This is a genomic window from Micromonospora sp. NBRC 110009, assembly GCF_030518795.1.
GTDB lineage: Bacteria > Actinomycetota > Actinomycetes > Mycobacteriales > Micromonosporaceae > Micromonospora.
The window spans coordinates 6,540,588-6,564,979 of record NZ_CP130427.1; the positions used below are offsets into that span (position 1 = coordinate 6,540,588).

23 protein-coding genes are annotated in these 24,392 nt (G+C 68.6%); 16 read left to right on the plus strand and 7 right to left on the minus strand.

Translation table 11 applies throughout. The features are described from left to right. The first annotated feature begins 73 nt into the window (after positions 1–73). Complete coding sequence (locus Q2K19_RS30835) at positions 74–415, plus strand: helix-turn-helix domain-containing protein (protein WP_302765770.1); 342 nt, start codon at positions 74–76, stop codon at positions 413–415. Here the strand turns inward: Q2K19_RS30835 and Q2K19_RS30840 are convergent. From Q2K19_RS30840 to Q2K19_RS30855, 3 genes are all read right to left on the minus strand, one after another. Further along, positions 354–1,250 carry an IS3 family transposase gene (locus Q2K19_RS30840; RefSeq protein ID WP_302763311.1) on the minus strand — a complete coding sequence of 299 codons (897 nt, stop codon included), beginning with the start codon at positions 1,248–1,250 and terminating at the stop codon, positions 354–356. The two genes, Q2K19_RS30835 and Q2K19_RS30840, sit on opposite strands and share 62 nt — an antisense overlap. Further along, positions 1,247–1,549, minus strand: coding sequence for a transposase (locus Q2K19_RS30845; RefSeq protein ID WP_446839594.1), 303 nt, complete (start codon positions 1,547–1,549; stop codon positions 1,247–1,249). Before Q2K19_RS30845 ends, Q2K19_RS30840 begins: the two co-directional genes overlap by 4 nt. A gap of 332 nt (positions 1,550–1,881) precedes the next feature. Further along, a complete protein-coding gene (locus tag Q2K19_RS30855) occupies positions 1,882–2,655 on the minus strand; it encodes a maleylpyruvate isomerase N-terminal domain-containing protein (protein WP_302765773.1) in 774 nt (257 codons plus the stop codon). A gap of 319 nt (positions 2,656–2,974) precedes the next feature. On the opposite strand from Q2K19_RS30855, the gene Q2K19_RS30860 reads away from it, so the two are divergent. From Q2K19_RS30860 to Q2K19_RS30870, 3 genes are all read left to right on the plus strand, one after another. Further along, a complete protein-coding gene (locus Q2K19_RS30860) occupies positions 2,975–5,011 on the plus strand; it encodes a hypothetical protein (RefSeq protein WP_302765775.1) in 2,037 nt (678 codons plus the stop codon). A 395-nt stretch (positions 5,012–5,406) separates the two neighbouring features. Further along, positions 5,407–6,897, plus strand: a complete 1,491-nt coding sequence (locus Q2K19_RS30865; protein WP_302765777.1) for a hypothetical protein — start codon at positions 5,407–5,409, stop codon at positions 6,895–6,897. Then, complete coding sequence (locus Q2K19_RS30870; RefSeq protein WP_302765779.1) at positions 6,897–7,577, plus strand: peptidoglycan-binding domain-containing protein; 681 nt, start codon at positions 6,897–6,899, stop codon at positions 7,575–7,577. Before Q2K19_RS30865 ends, Q2K19_RS30870 begins: the two co-directional genes overlap by 1 nt. A 385-nt stretch (positions 7,578–7,962) precedes the next feature. Here Q2K19_RS30870 and Q2K19_RS30875 read toward each other — a convergent pair whose 3' ends face one another. After that, positions 7,963–8,439: a MarR family winged helix-turn-helix transcriptional regulator gene (locus Q2K19_RS30875; protein ID WP_302765781.1), complete on the minus strand. Its 477-nt coding sequence runs from the start codon at positions 8,437–8,439 to the stop codon at positions 7,963–7,965. 287 nt (positions 8,440–8,726) lie between these two features. Between Q2K19_RS30875 and Q2K19_RS30880 the strand changes: the two genes are divergently transcribed. The 3 genes from Q2K19_RS30880 (at position 8,727) to Q2K19_RS30890 (ending at position 12,185) form a co-directional block, all read left to right on the plus strand. Further along, a complete protein-coding gene (locus Q2K19_RS30880; RefSeq protein ID WP_302772851.1) occupies positions 8,727–9,932 on the plus strand; it encodes a multidrug effflux MFS transporter in 1,206 nt (401 codons plus the stop codon). Between the two features lie 103 nt (positions 9,933–10,035). Next, positions 10,036–11,022 carry a zinc-dependent alcohol dehydrogenase family protein gene (locus Q2K19_RS30885; RefSeq protein WP_302765783.1) on the plus strand — a complete coding sequence of 329 codons (987 nt, stop codon included), beginning with the start codon at positions 10,036–10,038 and terminating at the stop codon, positions 11,020–11,022. Between the two features lie 89 nt (positions 11,023–11,111). Continuing rightward, the gene (locus tag Q2K19_RS30890) at positions 11,112–12,185 is read left to right on the plus strand and encodes an aldo/keto reductase (protein WP_302765784.1); all 1,074 of its coding nucleotides are present in this window, start codon (positions 11,112–11,114) and stop codon (positions 12,183–12,185) included. Positions 12,186–12,418: 233 nt separating this feature from the next. Here the strand turns inward: Q2K19_RS30890 and Q2K19_RS30895 are convergent, their stop codons facing one another. Beyond that, complete coding sequence (locus Q2K19_RS30895) at positions 12,419–13,054, minus strand: NAD(P)-dependent oxidoreductase (RefSeq protein ID WP_302765785.1); 636 nt, start codon at positions 13,052–13,054, stop codon at positions 12,419–12,421. 414 nt (positions 13,055–13,468) lie between these two features. Here Q2K19_RS30895 and Q2K19_RS30900 point away from each other — a divergent pair, with 414 nt between their 5' ends. Then, a complete protein-coding gene (locus Q2K19_RS30900) occupies positions 13,469–14,440 on the plus strand; it encodes a quinone oxidoreductase family protein (protein ID WP_302765787.1) in 972 nt (323 codons plus the stop codon). 250 nt (positions 14,441–14,690) lie between these two features. Continuing rightward, on the plus strand, positions 14,691–15,848 hold the full coding sequence (locus Q2K19_RS30905) for a low temperature requirement protein A (RefSeq protein WP_302765789.1): 1,158 nt from the start codon (positions 14,691–14,693) through the stop codon (positions 15,846–15,848). Positions 15,849–15,999: 151 nt separating this feature from the next. Here Q2K19_RS30905 and nhaA read toward each other — a convergent pair whose 3' ends face one another. After that, positions 16,000–17,892: a Na+/H+ antiporter NhaA gene (nhaA, locus tag Q2K19_RS30910; RefSeq protein ID WP_302765791.1), complete on the minus strand. Its 1,893-nt coding sequence runs from the start codon at positions 17,890–17,892 to the stop codon at positions 16,000–16,002. A gap of 273 nt (positions 17,893–18,165) precedes the next feature. On the opposite strand from nhaA, the gene Q2K19_RS30915 reads away from it, so the two are divergent. Continuing rightward, complete coding sequence (locus Q2K19_RS30915) at positions 18,166–18,534, plus strand: radical SAM family protein (RefSeq protein WP_302765792.1); 369 nt, start codon at positions 18,166–18,168, stop codon at positions 18,532–18,534. Positions 18,535–18,820: 286 nt separating this feature from the next. Here the strand turns inward: Q2K19_RS30915 and Q2K19_RS30920 are convergent, their stop codons facing one another. Next, entirely contained in the window at positions 18,821–19,249 is a 429-nt protein-coding gene (locus tag Q2K19_RS30920) for an OsmC family protein (RefSeq protein ID WP_302765793.1), read from the minus strand. Between the two features lie 398 nt (positions 19,250–19,647). Here Q2K19_RS30920 and Q2K19_RS30925 point away from each other — a divergent pair, with 398 nt between their 5' ends. The 6 genes from Q2K19_RS30925 (at position 19,648) to Q2K19_RS30950 (ending at position 24,373) form a co-directional block, all read left to right on the plus strand. Continuing rightward, positions 19,648–20,565 carry an NADP-dependent oxidoreductase gene (locus Q2K19_RS30925; RefSeq protein ID WP_302765795.1) on the plus strand — a complete coding sequence of 306 codons (918 nt, stop codon included), beginning with the start codon at positions 19,648–19,650 and terminating at the stop codon, positions 20,563–20,565. A 132-nt stretch (positions 20,566–20,697) separates the two neighbouring features. Next, positions 20,698–21,186, plus strand: coding sequence for a GNAT family N-acetyltransferase (locus Q2K19_RS30930; RefSeq protein WP_302765798.1), 489 nt, complete (start codon positions 20,698–20,700; stop codon positions 21,184–21,186). A 35-nt stretch (positions 21,187–21,221) separates the two neighbouring features. Continuing rightward, positions 21,222–21,695: a GNAT family N-acetyltransferase gene (locus Q2K19_RS30935; protein WP_302765800.1), complete on the plus strand. Its 474-nt coding sequence runs from the start codon at positions 21,222–21,224 to the stop codon at positions 21,693–21,695. Between the two features lie 17 nt (positions 21,696–21,712). Further along, entirely contained in the window at positions 21,713–21,853 is a 141-nt protein-coding gene (locus Q2K19_RS30940) for a hypothetical protein (RefSeq protein WP_302765802.1), read from the plus strand. A gap of 75 nt (positions 21,854–21,928) precedes the next feature. Then, positions 21,929–22,873: an NADP-dependent oxidoreductase gene (locus Q2K19_RS30945; RefSeq protein WP_302765804.1), complete on the plus strand. Its 945-nt coding sequence runs from the start codon at positions 21,929–21,931 to the stop codon at positions 22,871–22,873. A 240-nt stretch (positions 22,874–23,113) separates the two neighbouring features. Then, on the plus strand, positions 23,114–24,373 hold the full coding sequence (locus tag Q2K19_RS30950) for an MFS transporter (protein ID WP_302765805.1): 1,260 nt from the start codon (positions 23,114–23,116) through the stop codon (positions 24,371–24,373). Positions 24,374–24,392: the final 19 nt, after the last annotated feature.

Below are 24,392 nucleotides of genomic sequence, written 5' to 3' on the forward strand. Positions count from 1 at the left end.
GAACGTTTACCGGGTTGGCGGCGGCGGGGCCGGAACCGGTTGGATGAGACGGACATCCGACGGGTTTGGGGGCGTGGTGGCGGAGCTGGTCAAGATCAGGAGGCTGACCGACCAGGAGGGCCAGCAGTTACACCGGATCGTGCGCCGGGGCAGCACCAACACAGTGCGCTATCGACGGACCATGATGCTGCTGGCCTCGGTCGGCGGCAACCGAGTTCCAGTGATCGCCCAGTTGGTGCAGGCCGACGAGGACACGGTGCGGGACGTGATCCACCGGTTCAACCAGATCGGCCCGGCCTGCCTGGACCCTGTGGGCTTGACCCGTTTCGACGGACAGGGTCGATGTGGTGATCTCACGCTACTTTGTTGGCGGTTACCGGGCTTAGACCGGTGGCTTCGTAGGTGGCGGGGCTGAGGTAGCCGAGGCTGGAGTGCCGGCGGCGGGTGTTGTACCAGCCTTCCACGTACTCGAATATCGCCTGGCGGGCGGCTTCGCGGGTGGGCCAGGCCTGGCGGTGTAGCAGTTCGGTCTTGATGGTGGCGAAGAACGATTCGGCGACGGCGTTGTCCCAGCACTGCCCGCGCCGGCTCAGCGACAGTCGGATCCCGTGGCGCTTGGTGAGGCGGGCGTGCTGGGTGCTGGTGTATTGACAGCCGCGGTCGGCGTGGAAGATCAGCCCCGAGGTGGGTCGGCGGCGGCGGATGGCGTTGGTGAGGGCGGCGTCGACCAGGTCGGTGCGCAGGTGATCGGCCACCGCCCAGCCGACGACCCGCCGGGAGGCCAGGTCGATGACCGCGGCCAGATACAGCCAGCCCTCCCACGTGTTGATGTAGGTGATGTCCCCGCACCATCGGGTGTCGACCGCGGCCGCGTCGGTGTCGAAGTCCCGGCCGACCAGGTCAGGACGCGCTTCGGCGGCCGGATCCGGCATGGTGGTGGTGCGCCACCGTCGTGGACACTTGCCGGCGATCCCGGCCGTGCGCATCAACCGTGCGACGCGTTTGCGGCCGTGCCGCAGCCCAGCCGCGACGAGTTCGGCGTGCACCCGCGGCGCCCCGTAGGTGCCCTTCGACATCGCGTGCACCGCGGTGATCTTCTCGGTCAGGGCCTGGTCGACCCGTTCACGCTCGGACCGCTCGCCACGGACATGCTGGTAATAGGCGGACCGGGAGACCTGCATCAGCTCACACGCACGCTTGACGCTGCGTGAGCCGGCCTGCTCCGCCTCGATGAACGGGTACACGTTCACCGGGTCTCCTTCGCGAAGAAAGCCGTCGCCCGCTTCAAAATCTCGACGTCCTCGCGCAGCCGCCGGTTCTCCCGGCGCAGCTGCGCCAATTCGGCCCGCTCGTCACTGGTCAACCCGTCGCTACGGGCGCCCGCGTCGACCTCAGCCTGCCTGACCCACTCCCGTACCGCGGTCTCCGTCAGGTCGAAATCCTTCGAAACCTGCCCGATCGTCCGATCCCCACGCTGACACAACTCCACGATCTCGGCCTTGAACTCCGCCGTGAACGACCGACGAGGCCGCGACCGCTTCCTACCCATGCTCTCCATGATGCTGGACATCCTCCCGGAGCCCTCCAGCTCCTGATCTCAGATGTCCGTCAAAGCGGGTCAGGCCCACCTGGGTGGGCGGGAGGCCGTCCCCGCCTGCTCAGCCCTGACGACGAGGACTTCGTCGTCCAGACGGCCACCACCCGCCCGACGAAGCTCAGCCAGCCCTTCACCCGCTGGTCCATCCGCAAACTGCTCGCCTACCTGCGTAAGGTGCACGGCCGGCTGATCCGCATCGGCCGCGAGGCCCTGCGCTTACCCTGGGCCCAGTGGCGCCCACACAAGCGCGCACACAACCGACAGATGCGTCACAAGTGCGCGTTTTACGCGTTCGGGTCCCAGTCTGCGAGCTGCTCCATCGGCTCGGTGTCGCCGGTAGTCTCCAGGCCGTCGAGCGGGACGCGCTCGTAGAAGTAGAGGACCAGTTCGCTCGCTGCGCCTCGCATCGCCATGTCGCCCGGCTCCGCGTCGGCGGCGAGGTCGTCGCAGCGGACGCCGTCGGCGTTGAGGGTCAGGCGCCAGGAGCGGCCCTCGGTCGTGTGCAGGTCGATGGTCGCCGGCTTGAACGGCCAGGGGACGGTCGTCGCCGCGACGGTCGTCAGGAACTCGTCGACGCCCTCGACCGCGACGTCCGTCGGCAGCGGCTGTGCGGCCCCCTGGGTGAGCTGGGCGTCGTAGGTGTGGACGGCGATCTCCTGGATCTGGTGCCGGGCCACGGCTCCGCTGGTCTCCGGGGCCTGCGAGCGGCCCCACCAGGTCCAGCAGCCGCGGTCCGGGCCGGCCTCGCGCATCGCGTCGAGCATGAGCTCGGTCGACTCGGCGAGCCAGGCGTCCAGGGCTTCGCGGTCGCGGGGCGCGGTCGGGGCGCCCTTCGGGTCCGTCCTCGCCGGTGGCTCAGCGCCTGGGCCCGCCGCGATGATGGCGGCCTGGCGGCGGCGGCCGTCGCCGAGGTGCTGCGCCAGTTCGCGCAGCGTCCAGTCCGGGCAGGTCGGGACCTGGACGTCAAGGTCGGGGGCGGACGCGATCGCGGCGCGGAACGCGGCCGAGCGGTCTTCGATCAGCCGCAGGACCTCGGGGAACTCCAAAATGTTTTGCACCTCGGTTGTGTATCACTGCGCTCCGGCCGCCGGGTAGCGAATTTGTCGGACGAACGCGTCGACAGCCGGGCGGAGCGCCGGCGCCGAAGCCGTGAGCACTAGTCCGTGGCCAGGCCGTGTTTCAGGAGTGGAGGGCAGGACGTGCATCGCCATCAAGGTCAGAGGTTGCCGCCGGGACCGAGAAACGCCAGCGCTCGAGCAGCCCGAGCTGGTCGGACTATTGCCGAGAATCATTCACGAGCGTAGGAAGAACATCCCGCCCCACCGGACGACTCGTCCCACCACCTCGGCTCCGTGCCTCCGTCCACCATCGAAGGAGATGCCTGTGACCATCCCCAGGCGGCTGCCTTTCGCCGTGTCCGTGCTGGTGATCGCAGGTGCCGTACTGCTCGCCACCGCCGCCGCCGCGGCGCCGCCCACGGTGCCGCCGCAGCCGGCCGCGCACGGTGCCTGCGACCCGATCGACCCGACGGCGTGCCTGCTGCCGTTCCCGAACGACTACTTCACCGTGCCCGACCCGGTCAGCCCCACCGGACGGCGGGTGCAGTTCGCGGACGCCTCGATGCCGGCCAACATCCGCGGCGTCCCAATTGACCCGACCGAATGGAACCGGCAGGACGGGTACAGCCCCGGCACGCCGATCCTGGTGCACGTGCCCGGCCTCGACGCCGCAGCCACCGGCATCGCGCCGGTCACCGACATCGGCCGCTCGCTGGCGCCGGACGCGCCGATTGTGCTGCTGAACACCACCACCGGCCAGCGCACACCGTACTGGGCGGAGCTGGACGCGCACGCCGCCGGCCAGCCCGACCGCCAGCTGGTGATCATCCGACCGGCCGTCGCGCTGGCCGAGGGCACCCGGTACGTCGTGGGGCTGCGCGGCCTGCGGGACCGGAACGGGGCGCTGATCCCGGCGCCGGCCACGTTCCAGGCGTACGTCAACGGCGCCAACCCCAGGGACCGCCGCACCCCCCAGATCAAGCGGATCCTCGCCAGCCTGACCACCGCCCACGTCGAACGGCACGACCTCTACCTCGCCTGGGACTTCACGGTAGCAAGCCGGCAGGGTTTGACCGGACGGATGCTGGCGCTCCGCGACGACGCGTTCGCCACCCTCGGTGTGGCCGCGCCCTCGTTCGCCGTCACCCAGATCGTGAACTACCCGCCAGAGCAAGATCCGCGGATCGCCCGGCAGGTGAGCGGCACCATCGCCGTACCGTCCTATCTGACCGGCAACGGCGGACCCGGGTCGCGACTGCACTACGGGCCGGCCGACGGCGACGGGAAGGCGCACACGGCGGACGCCCGGCCCACGCCGTCCGGCGCGACGCTGCACGCCGACTTTGTCTGCAACATTCCGCGCAGCGCCTCCGCCGCCGACCCGGCGCACCTCTCGCTCTACGGCCACGGCCTGCTCGGCCGACCCACCGAGATCAACGCCGGAAACGTCAAGACCATGTCGGCCACCCACAACTTCACCTTCTGCGCCACCAGCTGGATCGGCATGGCAAACGCCGACGTCCCGTATGTGGCCGGTGCCTTCACCGACCTCAGCGCCTTCCCCGCAGTGGCGGACCGGCTGCAGCAGAGCTTCCTGAACTTCCTCTTCCTGGGCCGGGCGATGATCCACCCAGACGGTTTCACCGCCGACCCGGCGTTCGAGGACGCCGCCGGGCAGCCGCTGATCGACGGGCCGGGCGGGCTGCACTACGACGGCAACAGCCAGGGCGGCATCAACGGTGGCGCCCTGACCGCTATCGCTCAGGACTGGACCCGGTCGGTGCTCGGCGTGCCGGCGATGAACTACTCGACACTGCTGCAGCGCAGCCTCGACTTCGCTCCGTTCCAGACCATCATGGACCAGTCCTACCCGGACAAGGTCGACCAGCAGCTGATCTTCGCGCTGCTGCAGATGCTGTGGGACCGGTCTGAGGCCAACGGGTACGCCCAGCACATGACCGACAAGCCGCTGCCGGGCACTCCGGCGCATCAGGTGCTGATGCACGTGGCCTTCGGCGACCACCAGGTCTCCCCGGCCGCGGCCGAGGTCGAGGCGCGCACAATCGGCGCTCGCCTGCACACCCCGGCACTCGCCGACGGCTGGTCGCTCGACGTCAAGCCGTACTGGGGCATCGCGCCGATCCCCGCGTATCCGTACGCCGGCTCGGCGATCGTGATCTGGAACAGCGGTGCCGCCTCCGCGCCACCGCCGACGAACCTTCCGCCTGCCGGAGCGGAGTACGGCGACGACCCGCACGAGTTCCCGCGTGCCCAGCCCGCGGCGCAGGAGCAGAAGGCGACGTTCCTGCTCACCGGCGACATCGTCGACGTTTGCGCGGGGGCACCCTGTTCGTGACGAGCCAGCGTAAGCCGGGTCTGGACCACCGAGCAGCAGCAGCGCCAAGTGCCGCCGCCGCTGCGCCATGTCCACGTGGTCGAGGTAACCCGCCATCTCCGGGTCGGCGAGCACCTTGTCGTAGAACAAGCCGACGGCCGCCGTCACTGAGGCGGCGCCACCACCGATGCGCGGCCTGAGACCGCCGGGCTTTCCGTGCCCGGCGCCCCGCCCCGGCGGCCGTGCTCGGTGGACGCCCATTGTCAGATAGAACTGGCTGAGAGTGTGACGCGTTCCCGACAGGTCGGCGGGCGGCTTCTGGTCTGATCGCCGGCTGGCGGCGGGCCTATCGTGGCGGTCAGTACACCATCGCCGTCTTTCTGGACGGCGGGGTGTGAGGATCGGGACGGTGGGCTATGGCCGAGACTCTCGATGAACCCCTTCCCCGCCTGTGGTCCGAGCCGTGGGCCGCGCAGGCGGCGGTGCAGGCCGAGGCCGTCCGCACGCAGATGCAGGTGGCGCTCGCGGCCGAGCCGCCCGACCCCCGACGGCAGGCAGCGGCGGACGCGGTGGAGAAACTGCTCGCCGCGGTCGACACGGCCACCCAGGCACAAGGCCGACGGCGGCGCAGGAGCCTGGCCGACCGGTGGCGGGGCGGCGCCGTCGAGCACGCCTACCAGAGCCTGCACGCGGCGAAGATCGCTCTCGTCGACCTGCTTGCGCCCGAAGACCTGGATGCCCTCACTCCCGGCGTGCTGGCCAAGTTGGAGACGTGCTTGCCGCCGGAGGATGTCCGGCGGCTGAAGTTCGAGGCGCTGATCCGGCCCAACCCGCGCGTGGACCAGCGGGTCGACCGGGCGCAGGGCCGGGTGCGCGCTGATGTTGCTCGGCACATCGAGGCCAGGAAGCGGGCCCAGCTCAAGCAGGCGATGGAGATCGCATATGACGCGGCCGACCAGTTGCACGCGCGGGTGCGTGGATTCCGTAACGTGCTGCTGGCCGCCGCCGTCTTCATGGCGCTGTTCATGACGGCGTTGGTGGTCGTGGTGGCCAGGTACCCCGACGCGATGCCGCTGTGCTTCACACCCAGCATCACCGCCCCCCAGGCGACGCCCAACGGCCCCGCCACCCGCACCGTATGCCCCAGCGGGGAGGACCCGCCGCTGGCGGTGCCCGACGCCGACCAGCCGCAACACCCCGAGCCGGGCGACGTGATCATCGTCGCCGGCCTGGGGCTGCTCGGCGGTGCGCTGGCTGCCGCGTTCGCCATTCGCAAGCTCCGCGGCTCGTCCACCCCGTACGGGGTGCCCCTCGCCCTGACCTGGCTCAAGGTGCCCACCGGCTCCCTCACCGCGGTCGCCGGAATCCTTTTGCTTGGCGGAAACTTCGTACCCGGGCTGTCCGAGCTGGACTCCCAGCGGCAAATCCTGGCCTACGCGCTCGTCTTCGGCTACGCCCAGCAGCTGGCCACCCGCTTCATCGACGACCGGGCACAGTCACTGCTCAACAGCGTGCCCAGCACCGACCCCGAGGCCAAGCAGCCAACGCCACCGACCAGAGGCGAACTACCGGCCACAGACGTCCCACCCGCGACCGATGGCGGCGCTCAGGAACTGCCCGAGGCCGTCCCGGCCATGGTCGAACCCCTTGGCCCTGCCGGACCTGCTGGCCGGGTCGGACCAGTTGATCCGGCCGAACCGGTGCCCGAGGAGCCGCAGCAGACAGCCGTCACGGAGGAGGCGGAGCAAGACAGCCCTGATCAGGTGGAGGTCACCGAGGATCGGTCTGAGGACGGCGTGGTTGACGACGAGGACGTGACCCACCAGGACGAGGACGAGGACGCCGAGGAACTTGCCGGCGAGGCGGTGGAGTATGACCTCGGCGATGAGAAGCGAGGGGGTGCGTGATGGCGGTGCTCGCCGCGAACCTCGTAACACTTCGTCAAGAGATCTACCGACGGTGGCCACATCACCAGAAGCGCTTCGACGGCTGGATCGGCGACGTCAGCCATCAGCGCCGCAAGTCCGACCACAACCCGGACTCGCGGGGCGTCGTGCACGCCGTCGACGTCGACGTCAACGGCATCGACCCGCGCGCTTTGGTCCGTGTGGCGATCCGCCACCCCACCACGCAGTATGTGATCTTCAATCGAACCATCTGGAGCCGTACCCGCGGCTTTCAGCCGCGCAGGTACACGGGATCGGATCCGCACACCGGGCACGTGCACATCTCCGGCCGCTACGGCAGCGCATTTGAGAACAACCGCAGCGCCTGGGGTGTGGCCGCGGCACCGGCCCCGGCCGCGAAGGCTTCACAACCGGCTTCGCGGGCTCCGGCGCGCAGACCAGCGGCTGCACAGCCGGGCAAGCCCGGTTCCCGGTCGCTGCGACTGACCCGGCCGCCGATGCACGGCTACGACGTTCTGTTCGTGCAGCGGTTCATCGGAGCCAAGCAGTGCGGCGAGGCGGACGGATTCTACGGCTCACGCACGGAGGCCGGCGTTCGCTGGTACCAGCACATGCGCGGCATCAAGGCCACCGGTGTCTGTGACGCCACCACATTTCGCCACATGGGCATCACGGTGTAACCAAGACAGCTCTGGGGCACCGAGCCCGCGGAAGGACCAGGCATTCGTCAGGCAGGCGTTCGGTTGCGTCCCGCTGGGTGGTGTAGAAGCTGACTTGCTCCGGCCGCGCACGACCGGTGCAAGGGCCGCCGGCGGAAACTCCGCGGCCTTCGGGGTCCTGCCCCAACGGAGACCGGGTCATGTGCGACCGGTTGCCTGTCTCCCCCGGCGCGCTTCTACTCGTGGGCGAAGGTGTGGCGCCACCGGTGTGCGTGCAGGTCGGGCCGCGTGACGGCTACGGTCAGGCGCTCTACAGCCGGACGGCGTGACTCGCCGTTCCCGACGCTCCGGCGGCGATCGCGATGACGTACACCCATGGCGCGCCGCCGACGAGCGCACGTTCATTTCACGAGGCCACGTTCTGCATGGCCCTGGCGAGTTGGGCGAGGTCGATCCCTGTCAGGTGGTCGAGAAGGTGCCGGCGAAGGGCGGCGAGGTTGGTCGGCCACGCAGCCTCAAGACGGGCGAAACCGGCATCGGTAAGAACGGCGTTGCAGCCCCGCGCGTCCTGCGTGGATCTGACTCGCCGGATCAGCCCTTCGCTCTCCAGGCGTTGTGCCACGCGGGTCATGCCGCTGAAGGACATCTCGCAGGCGGCGGCGAGTTCGTTCATGCGCATCTGCCGGTCGGGGGCCTCGGACAGGTGCATCAGCGCCGTGTATTCGGTGAGGGAGAGCCGCTGCTCGCGGACCATGTCTGCGTCGATGGCACGGGGCAGCGCGCACATGGCGTGGGTGAGGCTCCGGACGAGTGCTTCTTCGTCCCGATTGAGGGGTTGTAGACCTTCTGGGGCCGGTGCCCGGCCGGGTGTGACGATGGACATCCTCCCAGCATAGTTGCTTGACGAAGGAAGCATCACGACCAATAGTTGCTTGACTAAGCAAGGACATCGATCGGGTGCCGCCAAGCAACAGAGGAAGCGCAATGACAAAAGATCAGGACCCTCATCGGCAGTACCCGCGCGGGTTGGAACGGCTGCGCGGCGGCGCGCTGGGTACACGGCATCGCCGTGCAGCGCACGGATACGGAGTTCGAACTAGTCTGGAGGAAGGTCTCATGAGCGACGCCGGGACCACCGACGGCGCCGAACCGGTGCTGCCGGGTGACCTGATGACCGGCCGCCAGCGGGTGTGGCTGGTGCTCATGCTCGGTGCCTTCATCGCGATCGGTCCGTTGACCGTCGACATGTACCTGCCCTCGCTGCCCGCCGTGACGGCCGCATTCGCGACCACCCCGACGGCGGTGCAGCTCACGCTCACTGGGACGCTGCTCGGATTGGCCGTCGGGCAGCTGTTCGTCGGGCCGCTGTCCGATGCGGTAGGCCGCCGCCGCCCACTGCTGGCCGGGCTGGTCCTGCACGTGGCCGCGTCGGTGCTGTGCGTGTTCGCGCCCACCATCGCCGTACTCGACGTGCTGCGCGTGCTGCAGGGGCTCACCGTGGCGGCCGCCACGGTGATCGCCATTGCAGTCGTGCGGGACCTGTTCAGCGGATCCGCCTTCGCCCGCATCTTCTCGCGACTGATGCTCGTCACGGGCGCGGCACCGATTCTCGCACCGTCCCTGGGCAGCGCGGTGCTGCGCTGGACCGACTGGCAGGGCGTGTTCGTGACGCTGGCGGTGCTGGGCGTACTGCTGATCGCAGTTGCTTTCTTCGGCCTTCCGGAGACCCTCCCGCCGCGCCGCCGTCACCGAGGCGGTGCGGCGGCGACTGTGCACTGGTACGGCCGGCTGTTCCGCGACCGTGCCTTCGTCGCTCTGGTATTCGTCGTCGGGCTGTACTCCGCCGCCCAGTTCGCCTACGTGGCGGGCTCGTCCTTCGTCCTGCAACAGCAGTACGGTCTCGACGAGCAGGAGTTCGGCCTTGTTTTTGCGGCCAGTGTGGCCGGACTCATCGGCGCCATCCAGTTCAACGTGCTACTGCTGCGCCGGTACACGCCGCTGCAGATCCTGCGCGCCGCCCTGATCGCCGGCACCGCCGCCGGGCTCATCGTGCTGTTCTTCGCCGTGACCGGCCTCGGTGGCCTGGTCACACTGCTGGTGTCACTGTTCCTTGTGCTCGCCGCGATCGGGCTCGCCTTCCCCAACGCCCCGACCCTGGCAATGACCCGGCATGGCGAGGCGGCCGGGACCGCCGCGGCGCTGCTCGGCGCTGTCCAGTTCGGCGGGGGTGCGCTGGGCGCCCCCCTGGTCGGCGCGCTCGGCGGCAGCAGCGTCGCCATGGCGCTGGTGGTCGCCGGCGGGATGACCGCGGCGACCGCCGTGATGCTGCTCGTCGCGCCGCGCGTCGGCCTCGCCGGGGCCGAACCGGGTGCGTAGGCGCTCGCCCCGCACTGACCGAGCACGGCCGGACCGCCGTCGCGTCCCTCCGACCTCACGAACGACCGGATCAGGTCCAGACTTGAAAGGCAAGACAACTCCCATGAGCAAGATTGTCCGATTTCACGCCACCGGTGGCCCCGAGGTCCTGACCTTGGACGACGTCGAAATCCGCGAACCCGGCCAGGGCGAGATCCGCATCCGCACCTGGGCTCTCGGGTTGAACCGAGCGGATGCCATGCTCCGCAGCGGCCACCTCATGGAGCTCCCCTCCGGTATCGGATGGGAGGCCTCCGGTGAGGTCGACGCCATCGGCCCAGGCGTCGAAGGTTTCACCGTCGGGGATGCCGTCAGCCTGATCCCCTGCTTCAGGGCCACCGACTACCCCATCCACGGCGAGCTGGCCATCGCGCCCGCCACCGCGGTGGTCAAGCACCCCGACACGCTGTCCTGGGAAGAGGCCGCGGCCCTGTGGGGGCAGTACCTGACCGCCTACGGCGCCCTCATCGAGACCGCAGGCCTGCAGGCCGGTGACACGCTGCTCATCCCGGCCGCCTCCAGCAGCGTCGGGCTGGCCGCGATCCAGATCGCCCGCAGCGTGGGGGCCCGGCCCGTGGCACTGACCCGCACCAGCGCGAAGCGTCAGCAGCTCCTGGACGCCGGCGCCGAGGCGGTCATCGCCACGACCGAGGAAGACGTTGTCACCCGAGTGAACGAACTCACCGACGGGCAGGGCGCGCGTGTGATGTTCGACCCCGTGGGCGGACCGGCTCTGGCGCGTCTTATCGGCGCCGCCGCGCCCGGCGGGACCGTGATCGTCTACGGCGCGTTGAGCACCGAGGCCGCGACCGTGCCCGCGTTGGAGTTGATCATCAAGAGCCTGACCATCCGCGGGTACAAAGTCTTCGAGCTCACCACTGACCTCGAACGCCGCAAGGTCGCCGTTGACTGGATTCTCGACGGTGTCGCCCGCAAGGTCCTGCGGCCGGTCATCGACGCCACCTTCCCGCTGGAGAACATCGTCGAGGCCCACCGTCGTCTCGAGTCAGGATCCCAGGTCGGCAAGATCGTCGTGACCGTCCCCCGCTGACCCGACACACCTTACCGGCGCCAAGAACCGCCTCCACGCTTGCACAACGCAAGTTGCTCGTCTTACTCGTCTTAGGGAGATGTCCACCCATGCGATACACCACCTTCGGGCGCAACAACGGCCTGCGCGTGTCCGAGTACGGCCTCGGCACCGCCAATTTCGGCACCGGCTGGCGCGCCGGTGGCGGCTGGGGCCCCGGTGCCGAGCCCGCCGAGGCCCGCAAGATCTTCGAGCGGTTCGCCGAAGCCGGCGGCACGCTCATCGACACCGCCGAGAACTACCAGGCCGGCGAATCCGAGCAGCTGCTCGGCGAGTTCCTGGGCGCCGACCGGGACCACTTCGTGCTGACGGGCAAGTACAGCATGAACGGGGTCGGACCGCAGACGGTCTCCAACACCGGCAACAGCCGCCGGTACATGGTCCAGGCCCTCGAGGCCAGCCTGCGCCGCCTGAACACCGATCACCTGGACATGTACTGGGTGCACGCCCCTGACGGCCTGACCCCGATGGAGGAGATCCTGCGCGGCCTGGACGACCTGGTCAGCGCCGGAAAGATCCGCTATTTCGGGCTGTCGAACTTCCCGGCCTGGCGGGTGTCGCGCGCTGCCGCCATCGCCGAGCTGCGCGGCTGGTCCCCGGTCGCCGGTATCCAGGTCGAGTACAGCCTGGTCGACCGCACCGCCGAGCGGGAGCTGCTGCCCATGGCGCAGGCGCTTGGCCTGGGCGCGGCGCTGTGGAGCCCGCTCGGCGGTGGTCTGCTGACCGGCAAGTACCGCCAGGGCGCCACCGGCCGGATCAGCGACCTCAAGGCCGTCGGGTTCTTCGAGGACACCGCGCAGAAGACGGCGATCGTCGACGCCGTCCTCGACGTCGCGGCCGAGCTCGGCGTGCCGGCCTCCCATGTCGCCATCGCCTGGATGCGGCAGCAGGGCGCGCGGGCGGCCACGGCGTACGTGCCGATCATCGGCCCGCGCAGCGTCGCGCAGCTCGACGACTACCTGGGCGCGCTGGACGTGACCCTGACCCCGGCGCAGTTCGCCCGGCTCGACGAGGTGAGCGCGATCAGGCTCGGCACCCCGCACGAGCTGAACGCGTGGAGCGTGGGCCCCATCCGCGGCGGCGACGCAAGCGTGATCGACGAGCCCGCGGTCCCGGTAGCGTGACCGCAGGCGGCGGACCAGTTTCGAGGACATGGAGTGGCCCGATCGAGCGCAGCCTCGGCATCGCCCCGAACATGCTGACCGCCGCCTGAAGTCCCTGGTGGACGCCGGCCCGCTGGAGTGCCGGCGCTACCAAGACCGGCCGCCGCGCTACGAGTACGTTCAGGATCACCGGGCGCGAAGGCACTTCGCGTTACCGATACCCCTCTGCGGTCGCCCGTACTGAAGGGCTCAGGCTAGTAGCCGATCGCGAGCCAGGTGCGGTGGGTACGCGGGTTCTCGAGTTCGTCGGCGAACGCGATCGCGTAGTCGGCCACTCCGAGCAGCGAGCGGCCCTCCTCGTTGGTGACCTGGGCGATGCTGCTGGTGCGGTACGACCCGGTGCGGGTGCCGGGATTGTAGGCGCCGAACTCCCCCGCCGGGATGAGGTAGAACCAGTCGACGTTCTCAGGTGCCGAGTTCAAAATGTCCAGCGCCTGCTGGTGGGCGTCGACGACCGGGGCGAATCGGGCGGGGAAGTCGGGGGTGTCCGCCTGGCGGGGACCGCCCAGCACGGTGGGGATGATCGCGGCGCCGCCGACGACCCCGAGTCGCGCCCCGCTTTCCTGCGCGGCCTGGAGCAGGGCGCTGACGGCCGCGCCGAGGCTGCCTTCGGGGCTGAGGGCGGGCAGGGCGGCCACGATGGCATCCGCCCCGGCGGTTACCGAGCTGAGGAACTCGGGGTCGTGGACGCTCCCGGTGACGGCGGCGACCTGCGCCGGCAGGTCGGCTTTCCCGGATCGGGAGACCGCGATGACCTCGTGCCCGCGGCCGGCGAGTTCGCTCACCAGGACGCCGCCGACGTAACCGGTACCGAAGACGACGATCTTCATGGTGGTTGCTCCTGCTTGTTGCGGTTCCTGAGATTACAGTCCCGGATGTTGCGGTTCCTGTTGTTGTATTTCCTGCGGTTCGTGCTCGGTGGCGGTTCCCACCGTGGTCGTTGCTGCGGTTTGCGCTACGGGTCTCGCTCGTCATCCCCGGGGTAGCCCGACTGGGTGAACTGCGCTCAGGCGCGGCCCGACTGCGCTGGGGCAAGGCATTCTGCGATCGGTGACGCTGGCGCGTGCGGAGTAGGCCGGGACGTGTGTGGACCACCGGCTGCGGGCGATGCATCGGTCGGGGCCTCCGCAGGAACCTCCCGACCTTGACGGCGGCGGGAGCGCCAAGCCGGGAGGGCGACGTACTGGCGGCCATCGCGCGGCGGGCCGGGCGTCCGGGAGCAGCAGGGCGGAGAGGAATTCCCTATGGTCGACGAGGATGTGCCCGAGCGCATGCAGGCCGTGGCCTTCGACGAGTTCGGCGGTCCGGAGGTGATCACACCGCGTATCCTCCCGGTGCCGGAGATCGCCGACGACGAGGTGCTGCTCAAGGTGTGGAGCGCCGGCGTGGGGGTGTGGGATGCCCTTGAGCGGGAGGGCGCGCTGGTGCCCGAGGGCGCCGCATTTCCCATCGTGCCCGGCGCCGAAGGGGCGGGCACCGTCGCCGCGGTCGGCGGGCAGGTGACCGACGTCGCGGTGGGCGACCTGGTCTACGTGTATGGCCGGAGACGGCCGAAAGGCGGCTTCTACGCCGAGTACGCGGCGACGAAGGCGCAGTACGTCGCGAAGCTGCCAGCGGGTGTGTCGGTGAACCATGCGGGAGCCATGCCAGCCGACGCGCTGACCGCGTTGTCGGGCCTGGACGTCCTCGGCCTGCCGGCCGGGGAGTGGGTCCTGATCTTCGGCGCGAGCGGCGGTCAGGGGCATCTGGCCGTGCAATTGGCCAAGCGGCAGGGGCTCAGCGTGATCGCTGTTGCCTCGGGGGCGGAGGGCGTGGCGCTGGTGACCCGGCTCGGTGCCGACCTGTCCGTTGACGGTCACGGCGACGTCGTGGAGGTGCTCGCCCGGATCCGGGAGGTGGCGCCGAACGGCGTCGGCGGCATCATGGCCATGGCCGGTGGGGAGACGCTGAACAGGCTCACCGAAGCGCTACGCGACGGTGGCGTGATCGCGTACCCCAACGGCGTTCAACCGGTACCGCGCGAGCGAGCCGGCGTGACGGTCCGGGCCTACAACGGCGAGACGGGTCCCGAGCGGTTGCAGCGCCTCAATGAGCTTATCGAGGCTGGACCGTTCGAGGTGCATGTTGCCGAGACGTTCCCGCTGGGGCGCGCGGCGGAGGCGCATCGACGTCTGCAGACTTCGTACCCGGGCAGGTTGCTGCTGACGGTGACGTGAGGCGTGTTTCCGGGCCCCTGGCGGGCTGCCCACGCCCAGAGGACATCCGGGCCACGCCTCGGGCTGTCCTGAAGTCGTGGGCTGCGGGCCGAGAGCATAGCCCGGCCAGGGCATGGGCCGCGCCGGGTCGAGGCGTCTGACCGCAGTGGCCAACAACCGATCCGGGTTGCAGCGACAAGCCAGCGAAGCCCCAAGCGACAGGCGCAACATGGGCTGCCCATGGCGACAGCATGACGACAGGTGATGACGGATGGGTGAGCCGGGCGGTGAGCGGCTCATGCGCGAGGAAGCCGGCTGGATGCGGGCGAGCTTTCTGGAGCTGCTCTTCGATCTTGTCTTCGTGTTCGCGCTCAATCAGGTCAGCGTGCGGCTGATCAACGACTTCAGCACCGGGCACGAGCTCCTGATCGGCGAGGCTGCCCCGACCTTGCTGCTGTTCCTGGCGCTCTGGGTCACGTGGCTGACGACGGTCGCATTGACCAGCCGACGACGTCCGGAGTCAATGCTGGTCCAGATCGTGGTGTTCATGTCGATGGCCGGCGCCGTGGTGATGGCCGTCGTGGTACCGCAGGGGTTCGAGCAGCGGGCTCTCGTCTTCGCCGGCGCTTATACGGCGGTCCGGATAAGCCGCCTGCTGCTCCTCCTGGTCGTCCGCCGTCAAACGGACCCCGGGGCGATCGCCGTGAGCGCGGTGCTGTGGATCGTGGGCGCGCTGGTGCACAACCAGGGTCTCCGCGCCGTGCTCTGGGCCCTCGCGCTGGCCATCGGCTACTTCAGGTTCACGGCCGCTTATCAGCGATTCTCTGGCGTACCGATCGCGGGCGAGCACCTGGCCGAGCGGTTGCAGCAGTTCTATCTGATCACGTTAGGTGAGGCGATCTTCGTGTCCGGCAAGGCGTTCAGCGCCACCGACCTGGGCACCCCGCATGGGGCCGGGTTCGGGCTGGCGTTCGTCGCCATCGTGCTGCTCTGGCGGGTCTATTTCTACCGGGCCGGCACGACCCTGCCGCTGGCCATCACGGGCGCTCGGAACCCGCTCCGGCAGTCCGTGGCGGTAGCCGGGACTCACCTCCTCATGATCGGCGGTGTCTTCCTGGCCGGTGTCAGTTTCGAGTTGTACATCGTGGAGCCGCTCGGCCGGCCGGAACCGAACTGGCTCATCGCCATCCTCGGCGGGCCCGCGCTGTTCCTGGCCGGCCGGTCACTTCTCGAACTGCGGGTCTTCAGCCGAATCTCCCGATCGCGGCTGGCCGGCCTGCTCGTCCTGGGCCTCCTGATCCCGGCCACCTGGCACCTGCCACCCCTGGCCGCCGCTGGCGCCGCCGCTGCGGTACTGGCCGGAGTCGCCGGCTCGGACGCTTGGCGCGCCCGGGGCCGCGCACCCGAACTACCAGCCCCACGGATCTGACCCACCCAGGAATCCCGGCCTTCGCGGAGCGAATTCCCTCGGCTCGCACCGTCAAGGATCCTCTTGATGCTTCCATCGCTTCGGTCAGGACAAGAGTTCGCGCGGCAGGATCTGACGGCCGACCGGCGTGCTGTCGAGCCAACGGAACGCGCTATTTAAGGGTCGCTGGTGCCTCGCGGCCGAGGCGGGCCCGGGCTCGGGCCATACGAATGGCGGCGGTCAAGGTCGCGACGTCGTAGGCGCCGTAGTGGCGGCGGCCGTTGATGAAGAACGTCGGGGTGCCGGACACTCCGCTGTTGTCGGCCGAGTCGATGTCGCTTTCGATGCGGCCGGCATGGGCGTGGCTTATCAGATCGTCGTGGAAGCGTTTCTGATCCAGACCGAGGTCGCCGGCGTATTTGAGAAGATCAGTGATGTGCAGCTTGTCCTGATGGTCGAGCAGCAGGTCGTGCATCTGCCAGAACTTGCCCTGAGCGGCCGCTGCTTCGGCGGCCTCGGCTGCTAGCCGGGCTTCCGGGTGCACGTCTGACAGAGGCAGGTGACGCCACACGAAACGCAGGTCGGCGTGGCCCAGCAACTGCCGGACGGCCGGCTCGGCCTTCCCGCAGTACGGGCACTGGAAGTCGCCGTACTGCACCAGCGTTACCGACGCACCGGCTGGGCCGCGGACGTGGTCCTGCTTCTCGTCGACCTCTGGGATGAGGTCGATCAGCTCCGTCATGTCGCCGAAGAGCGCCCGGGTGCGCTTGTCCTTGGGCAGCATGTTGGTGACGCGGAACGCGGTCCAGGTCAGCGCTGAGGATACGATCGCGGCGCTGAGCACCCCGACTTTGGCCTCGGCCAGTTGGTCGCCGGTGAAGGCCAGGCTGGCGATCAGCAGCGACACCGTGAAGCTGACACCGGCGATCGTGCCGCTGCCGAGCACGCCCGCCCGCCCCACGGCCGGACGGATGCGGCCGTGTGAGATCCAGGTGAGCCCGGCCGAGGTGCCGATCACGGCGAGCGGCTTGCCGACGACATACCCGAGCAGCACGCCCCAGGTGACAGGCGACGTGAACGCTTGGGCCAGGAACGGACCGTCGATGCTGATGCCAGCGTTGGCCAGGCCGAACAGCGGCACGATGACGTAGCTGGACCAAGGGTGGTAGATGCGTTGAAGGCGGTCGTTGGGCGATAGCGTATTCGCGAGACCGATCGAAGCCGTACGCGCGAGCTTGGGCGTCGGCTGCTCACGGAACGACCGGAACAGCCCGCTGACCTGCTCGAGCTCAGCTCGGCCGGGAGAGTAAGCAAACGCGGTCAACCCGATGGCCAGTCCGGCCACCACCGGGTCGACTCCGCTGACCAGCAGCGCGCCCCATATCACGATGGCGACCGGCACGTACGCCGAGCCACGTCGGACGCCGGCTGCGCGGATGGCCAGCATGACCGCGAACGCCGCTACGGCCACCACGATGGGCATCATCTTGATGTCGTCGCTGTAGACCAGGGCGATGACGATGAGTGCGATCAAGTCGTCGACCACGAACACGGTGAGCAGGAAGATCCGGACCCGGTCGGGCACGCCGCGACCGAGTAGTGCCAGCAGGCCCAACGCGAGGGCGGTGTCGGTCGACATGGCCACGCCCCAGCCATGCGCGCCCGGCCCGCCATGGTTGATCACCAGGAAGATCAGCACCGGGATAAGCATGCCGATCACGCCGGCCACGCTGGGCAGCACGAAACGTCGCCGGTCGCGCAGGTCGCCGAGGTCGAACTCGCGCCGCGCCTCAAGGCCGACGACCAGGAAGAACAGCGTCATCAAGCCGCTGTTGATCCAGGTGTGCAGGTCGCGGGAGAGCTCGAGGTGCCCGAGGCGTAGGGACAGTTGGGTGCGCCAGACGGCTTCGTAGGAGCCGCGGTCGATGTTGGCCCAGAGCAGTGCGGCGACGATGGCGGCCACGAGCACGCCGGCGCTGCCGGACTCAGTTCGCAGAAAGGCTCGCAGCGGTGCCGCCAGATTCCGCTTCGAGATCGTTCGGCCGCTTGTCTTGGTTTCGGTCACACGTCACCTTCCGACGCGCTGGCCGGGCCAGCATGGATAGCTAAATCACGTGCCGCAGATGCCCTGCAGGATGCGGGCGACTATCCGTGAGCTCATGGTCGGGACGACCGCGCACATGATCGACGCGATGGTGAACCCGGCGATAACCCACGAGGAAGATTCGCCTGCGGCCGTAGTGGTCGCCGGGCACGCCGGCCAGCAGGGTCAGCGCGGCCAGGCCGCGACCTGGATCAGCTCGCTGTCGCAGCTCAGCGCGTCAACGTCGAGCTCGGCATGTCCATCGCCTTCCTCGACGGGGAACTGCAACGCTCGCTCGAACCCGGCGCACCGTCCACCGTGGCCCGGCTGATCACACTGCGAGCCATGCGCGATGCCGGCCTCACCCCCACCGTGTTCGTCGCGCCGATCCTGCCCGAACCGACGGACAGCACCGAGCAGATCGACGTGTTGATCGGCGCCCTGGCCGACGCAGGGGCAGGCAACATTCTCCCGACACCGCTGTACCTGATGCGCGGCGTCAGAGACCTGTTCTTCGCCTGGCTCGCCGCCAGCATCCCGAACAGCTCTCCACGTACGCCGACAGCTACGCGCACGGCTCGCGCACGCCCCGTCATTACCGCGACCTCGTCCGGGCACGGATGAACCAGGCATCGCAGCGCCACGGGCTGCCGATCCCCGACGACACAATCTCCGACAAGTTCGCCCTGCTCGGCAGACGCTCCACCGTCACCGAGCCGACCGCACCGACACTGTTCGGAGCTGCCGGCACGAGTCACCGGCCATCCGGCAGGACCAGGACCTGCGCCGCATGCAAGGCGCCGCATCGCGTTCAAGCTGTCGCGGTCGACGGAAACACTGCCGCCGCCTGGGGCGGAACGACAACCGCTTGCCGCTCGGCCGTGATCGCCGAGCAGCGAGCGGCCTGATTTCAGCGCGGCCCGACGAACTCGGTCCTCACGCTCCAGGCGAACTGAATCAGCAGGGTCACCGGGGACTTCTCGGCAATGTCATGCATCACCTTCAAGTCGTCGGGGTCAGGTTCTTCGCTCAGCGTGATCGTGCGCTGCAGGTAACGCTCTGCGCCTTCCTGCTCGGGTTCGTGGTAGTCGATCTCGACGGTGATATCACCGGCGGTGTCGTACTTGTAGTCGACGTACTGCCGCAGCGTCTGCGCAGTGCACGACGCGAGCGCCATCAACAGGTACTCCGTCGGCGTCGGGCCTTCGCCGAGTGCGCCGTTGTGCGGTTCATCGGCGACGAACGTGAAGCCGCGGGTGGACATGTCCGTGCGCCGGCGCTCAGTGGCCGGAAGGACAGCTCGGGCGGATGCGACGACACGATCCTGATCGGTTTTCATCAGCCGCGCCTTCCTGTAGATCCTGGTAGTGACGGTCCAGATACTCGGATCCAGCAGCAGGCGAGCCGCAGTCTGAGCGGGGGCTGCGGCCGGGCGTATCACCCCATGACCGAGTACCCCCGCAGGCTAGCCTTCACGGACTGGATAGTCCAGTTGACCCCTCGTTGCCAGAACCGCTCGACCCTCACGAACCATCACCTCCGGGTGGTTTAAGCTGAGATGAGAGGCGGTTAGGACCCAGGCGCACCGAGCTGAACTCGCTCAACGCCAAACCCCCGGCTTGGACTATATAGTCCGTTAAAGCTAGGGTGGCGATCGTCGTCGCCTCCCGAGACTCGGGCGGACTCAAATCCGGACAATATGGGAGGAACAACGACTGATTACAGAGAGGCGTCCAAATGAAAGCGATTGTTGTGACGGACGAGGCCGCAGGAACGGCCGGGATGACGCTGGCGGAACGACCGGAGCCGGAGGCGACGGCAAACGACGTCCTCGTTGAGGTACATGCGTCGGGATTCACCCCGGGCGAGCTGACGTGGCCCGGGACCTGGACCGATCGACTCGGGCGGGACCGCACGCCGTCGATCCCCGGCCATGAGGTGGCTGGCGTGGTCAGCGCGCTCGGCTATGGCACGAGGGGTCTGTCGGTGGGACAGCGCGTGTTCGGCCTCGCGGACTGGAGTCGCGACGGCACCCTGGCCGAGTACGTGGCCATCGAGGCGCGAAACCTTGCGCCGCTGCCGGGCGATGTCGATTTCACGGTAGGGGCGAGCCTGCCGATCTCGGGCCTGACCGCGTGGCAGGGACTGTTCGTGCACGGCCGTTTCCAGGCGGGGCAGAGCGTCCTCGTACATGGTGCGGCCGGTGGAGTCGGCTCGATGGTGACCCAGCTCGCCAAAGAGGCCGGCGCCTACGTCATCGGCACTGGACGTGCCGCCGACCGCCAGACCGCGCTCGACTTCGGCGCGCAGGAGTTCGTCGACCTCGGCAAAGACGCCCTGGAAGACGTCGCCGGCGTCGATCTGGTTTTCGACGTGATCGGTGGCGACATCCAGAAGCGTTCTGCGGGTCTGGTCCGAGCCGGAGGAATGCTGGTGACCATTGCCGGCCCGCCCGAAGCACAGCCGGCGGACGGCCTGACGGTTGATTTCGTTGTCGAGGCCGATCGCGCGCAACTGGGTGAGGTCGTCCAGCGGATCAGGGATGGTCGGCTGCGGACGAACATCGGCAAGGTCGCGACCCTCGACGACGCCGTCGCCGCCTTCAACCCGACCGACCGGATCAAGGGAAAGACGGTCATCCGCGTTCGCTCGTAAGGACTCGGCACACCCAAGCACGAGAACGACCCCCACAGGAGCGAGAAGTACGTCGATGGCTGGGCCTTCACCTCCCGTCGACGACATGCGCCTGGGCGAGTACGACTACCGCCACGATCCGGGAGTGATCTGATGACCATCAACGAAGGCGCACCCCCAATGACCGACCCAACCGAGCCGACCCACTACGCCTTCGAGTACCCCGACGAAGCCGGATACCCCGACGAGAAAGGCATCCTCAGCCAGGACCAGGCCGTCCTCATCGACGAGGTAATCGACGATCCCCACGCCGCTGCGTTCGACTTCCAAGTCGTCAACGACGAGAAACTCGGCATCTACGACGCCATCGTCGGGGACCGAGAGGTGGCCGGGCTGACCTACAACGTCGCCGGAGACGACCGACTCGTGCTGCTGGCCACCTCGGTGTTCCCCGAGTTCCGCAAACAGGGCATCGCCACCGAGCTGATCCGACGCGTCCTGGACGACGTGCGCGGGCAAGGCAAGACGGTCACCGTCATGTGCCCGATCGTGCGCACCTTCATCGAGCACAACCCCGAGTACGCCGATCTCATCGACCCCGAGCACCCGGGAGTTACCGAGGGTCACACCCATTTGTCCTAACCCACCTATCAGCTCCCCCGACAGGATGTGTGGCGATGACGATCGATATCGAGGCCGAGGCGGCCACCCGGGAAGAGAACAACGCGGCGCTCATCGCTGCGCTGAACGAGGCAAGTCTCAGCGAGGTGGAATCCAGCTGGGAGCTCGATGTCATCAACGACGCGGAGCACGGTCGCTGGATCGCCGCCCTCGGCGCCGAAGCGATCGCCGAGCTCCCGTACCGGTTCGTGGGCGGCCGTGTCGTGCTGCTGACGACCTGGGTCGACCCCGCCTACCGACGCAATCGGGTGGCCACGGAGCTCGTCGCTCGCGTGCTGGACGAGGTCCGCGAGAGCGGGAAGAAGATCACCGTCATCTGCCCGGTCGTGGGTGAGTTCATTGCCCGCCACCCGGCATACCTCGATCTCATCGACAAGGTTCATCCCGGTGCCGGCGCCTACCCCCAGCACGAGCCCGCGGGGGCCCAGGACGACGAGCAGCTCACCGCATTCGAGCAGGACATGACGTAGCCGTCCGGCGTTCAGACATGGTTCGAGGCGTCCAGCGGGTCCGGGATCGTCGGCTGCGGACGGACATCGGCAACGTCGCGGCCCTCGACGATGTCGTCGCCGCCTTCAACCCGACCGAAAGGGCCAAGGGCAAGAAGATCATCCGGGTTCGCCTGTAAGGACCTGGAGACACCGGAGAACCCCTTACGTCGTGACGGGGGTAGACGAGGACTGTTACTGAGAGAGGTAGTCAGATGAAAGCGATCGTGGTGACGGACCGGGCCGCGGGAACGACGGGGATGAGGCTGGCGGAGCGGCCCGAGCCGGACGTGGCGAGGCTCGCCAGCCTTGAGGGCGCGAACTACGGCGATGTCGTCGTTGAAGTTCAGGCGTCGGGATTCACCGGGAATGAGCTGGAGTGGCCCTCGACCTGGATCGATCGCCTCGGCCGTGACCGGACGCCATCGATCCCCGGCCATGAGGTGGCCGGTGTGGTCACCGCCCTCAGCTATGGCACAACGGGGTTGTCGGTGGGACAGCGGGTGTTCGGCCTTACGGACTGGACTCGCGACGGCACACTGGCGGAGTATGTCGTCGTCGAGGCGCGCAACCTTGCGCCGCTGCCGGGTGACGTTGACTTCACGGTGGGCGCTGGCGTCGCGATGGCGGGCCTGACCGCGTGGCAGGGACTGTTCGATCACGGCCACCTGCTGGAGGGGCAGAGCGTCCTGGTGCACGGCGCGGCCGGCGCAGTCGGTTCGATGGCGACGCAGCTCGCCCGTCAGGCCGGCGCCTACGTCATCGGCACCGGACGCGCCAGCGGCCGGCAGACCGCAGTCGACTTCGGCGCGCACGAGTTCGTCGACCTCGACAACGACACCTTGGAAGATGTCGGCGGAGTCGATCTGGTCTTCGATGTCATCGGCGGCGACATCCAGAAGCGGTCCGCGGGTCTGGTTCGAGCCGGAGGAACGCTGGTGACCGTCACCGGGCCGCCGGAGGCGCGGCCCGCTGACGGCGTGGCGATCGACTTCGTTGTCGTGTCCGACCGAGCCCAGCTGGGTGAGATCGTCCGGCGGGTCCGGGACGGACGCGTGCGGACGAACATCGGCACCGTCGCGGCCCTCGATGACGCCGTCGCCGCCCTCAACCCGACCGAGCGGACCACGGGGAAGACGATCATCCGAGTTCGTCCATAAGGGCTCGGAGGCAGCAACCGGGCTTTCGTGGATCAGCGTCAGCGACGTGGTCAGGGTTGGACGACTCGTAGGGAACACCTCAGCGGACTGGTCGAGTGTCTGGTGCGCACCCATCCGAAGCCTCCAGAAACTCCGGGGCGGTTCAGAATAAGAGAAAGGCACACATCGATGCAAAGCATCGCACCAGCGACCAACCAGGCTCGCCGGGGCAGAACGCTCCGGCTGGCATTCTTATCCGCGGTGGTCTCCCTGGTGGCCTCGTTTGCCGCGTCGGCCGCGCCGATCCCCCTGTTCAACATCTACCGGGCCGAGGACGGGTTCACCAACGCCGGCATCTCGATGGCCGTTGTGACCACTTCCGTCGGCACTATCGCCGCACTGTTGGTGCTGGGGCGACTGTCCAATCATCTGGGCCGACGGCTCACCGCGATCGCCAGCCTCGGCCTGCTCCTGCTGGGCTGTCTGCTGCTGCTGGACGTGCATGACATCGGCACCCTGCTGGCCGGTCGGCTACTGATGGGCGTCGGCACCGGGTTGGCCAGCAGCAGCCTCACCTCCTACATCGTCGACGCCGCACCCACCAGGCCGGAGTGGTTGGCCTCCGTCGCCTCCAGCCAGGGACCCATGCTCGGCCTCACCCTCGGCGCCATCGCCTCCGGCGCCCTGGTCCAGTTCGGCCCCTGGCCACGCGACCTCATCTACCTGGTTTGCGCCGGTCTCCTCGTACTATCTGCCGCACTCATCGTCATCAGCCCGGAAACCGCAAAGCCGACGCCGGGCGCTTGGCGATCACTGTTACCCCGGGTCCGCGTACCGGCCCGGGTCAGGCATTTGCTCCCTGTCGCGGCAGCGGTGTTCCTGGCCACCTGGCCGACCGGGGCCTTCTACCAGGCCCTCGTGCCCGCGCTGGTCGAAGATCAGCTCCACACCCACAGCCCGCTCATCCTCGGACTGTCGTTCGCCGCCTACATGGCCCCCAGCGTTCTCGGCGCTCCCCTCGGCGGCCGGTTCACCTCCGCGGCGGCCCAACGCATCGGCATGATCATCTTCCTGACCGGATGGATCGGCATCATCACAGCGATCGCCATCGGCACGCTGGCGTTGTTCATCGCTGCAACCATCGTCGCCGGCGCCGGTCAAGGCATCGCCATCAGCGGCGCCACCCGGGGCCTGCTGCACGGCAGCACCCTGGCCGACCGGGCACCGATCTTCAGCGCGATCTACCTCCTCTGCTACAGCGGCGCCGCCTTCCTTAGCCTCATCTCCGGGGAACTCTCGAACACCTTCTCGCTACCGCAGATCGCCCTCGGATACGGCGGACTTGCCATAGTCGCCACCCTGTTCACTGTCTTCGCTGCACGCGACCCGTACACCGACACGACCAGGGACAGCCAACACGGTGAGTTGATCAAAATGATCGATAGGAACACCGGAGGTCCGGTCAAGCCAGGTCAACGCAGGCCACTCCCTGCCATGCTGAGGCAAGGTGCAGGTCGCTAAGGGACGGCTCGCCGTGACC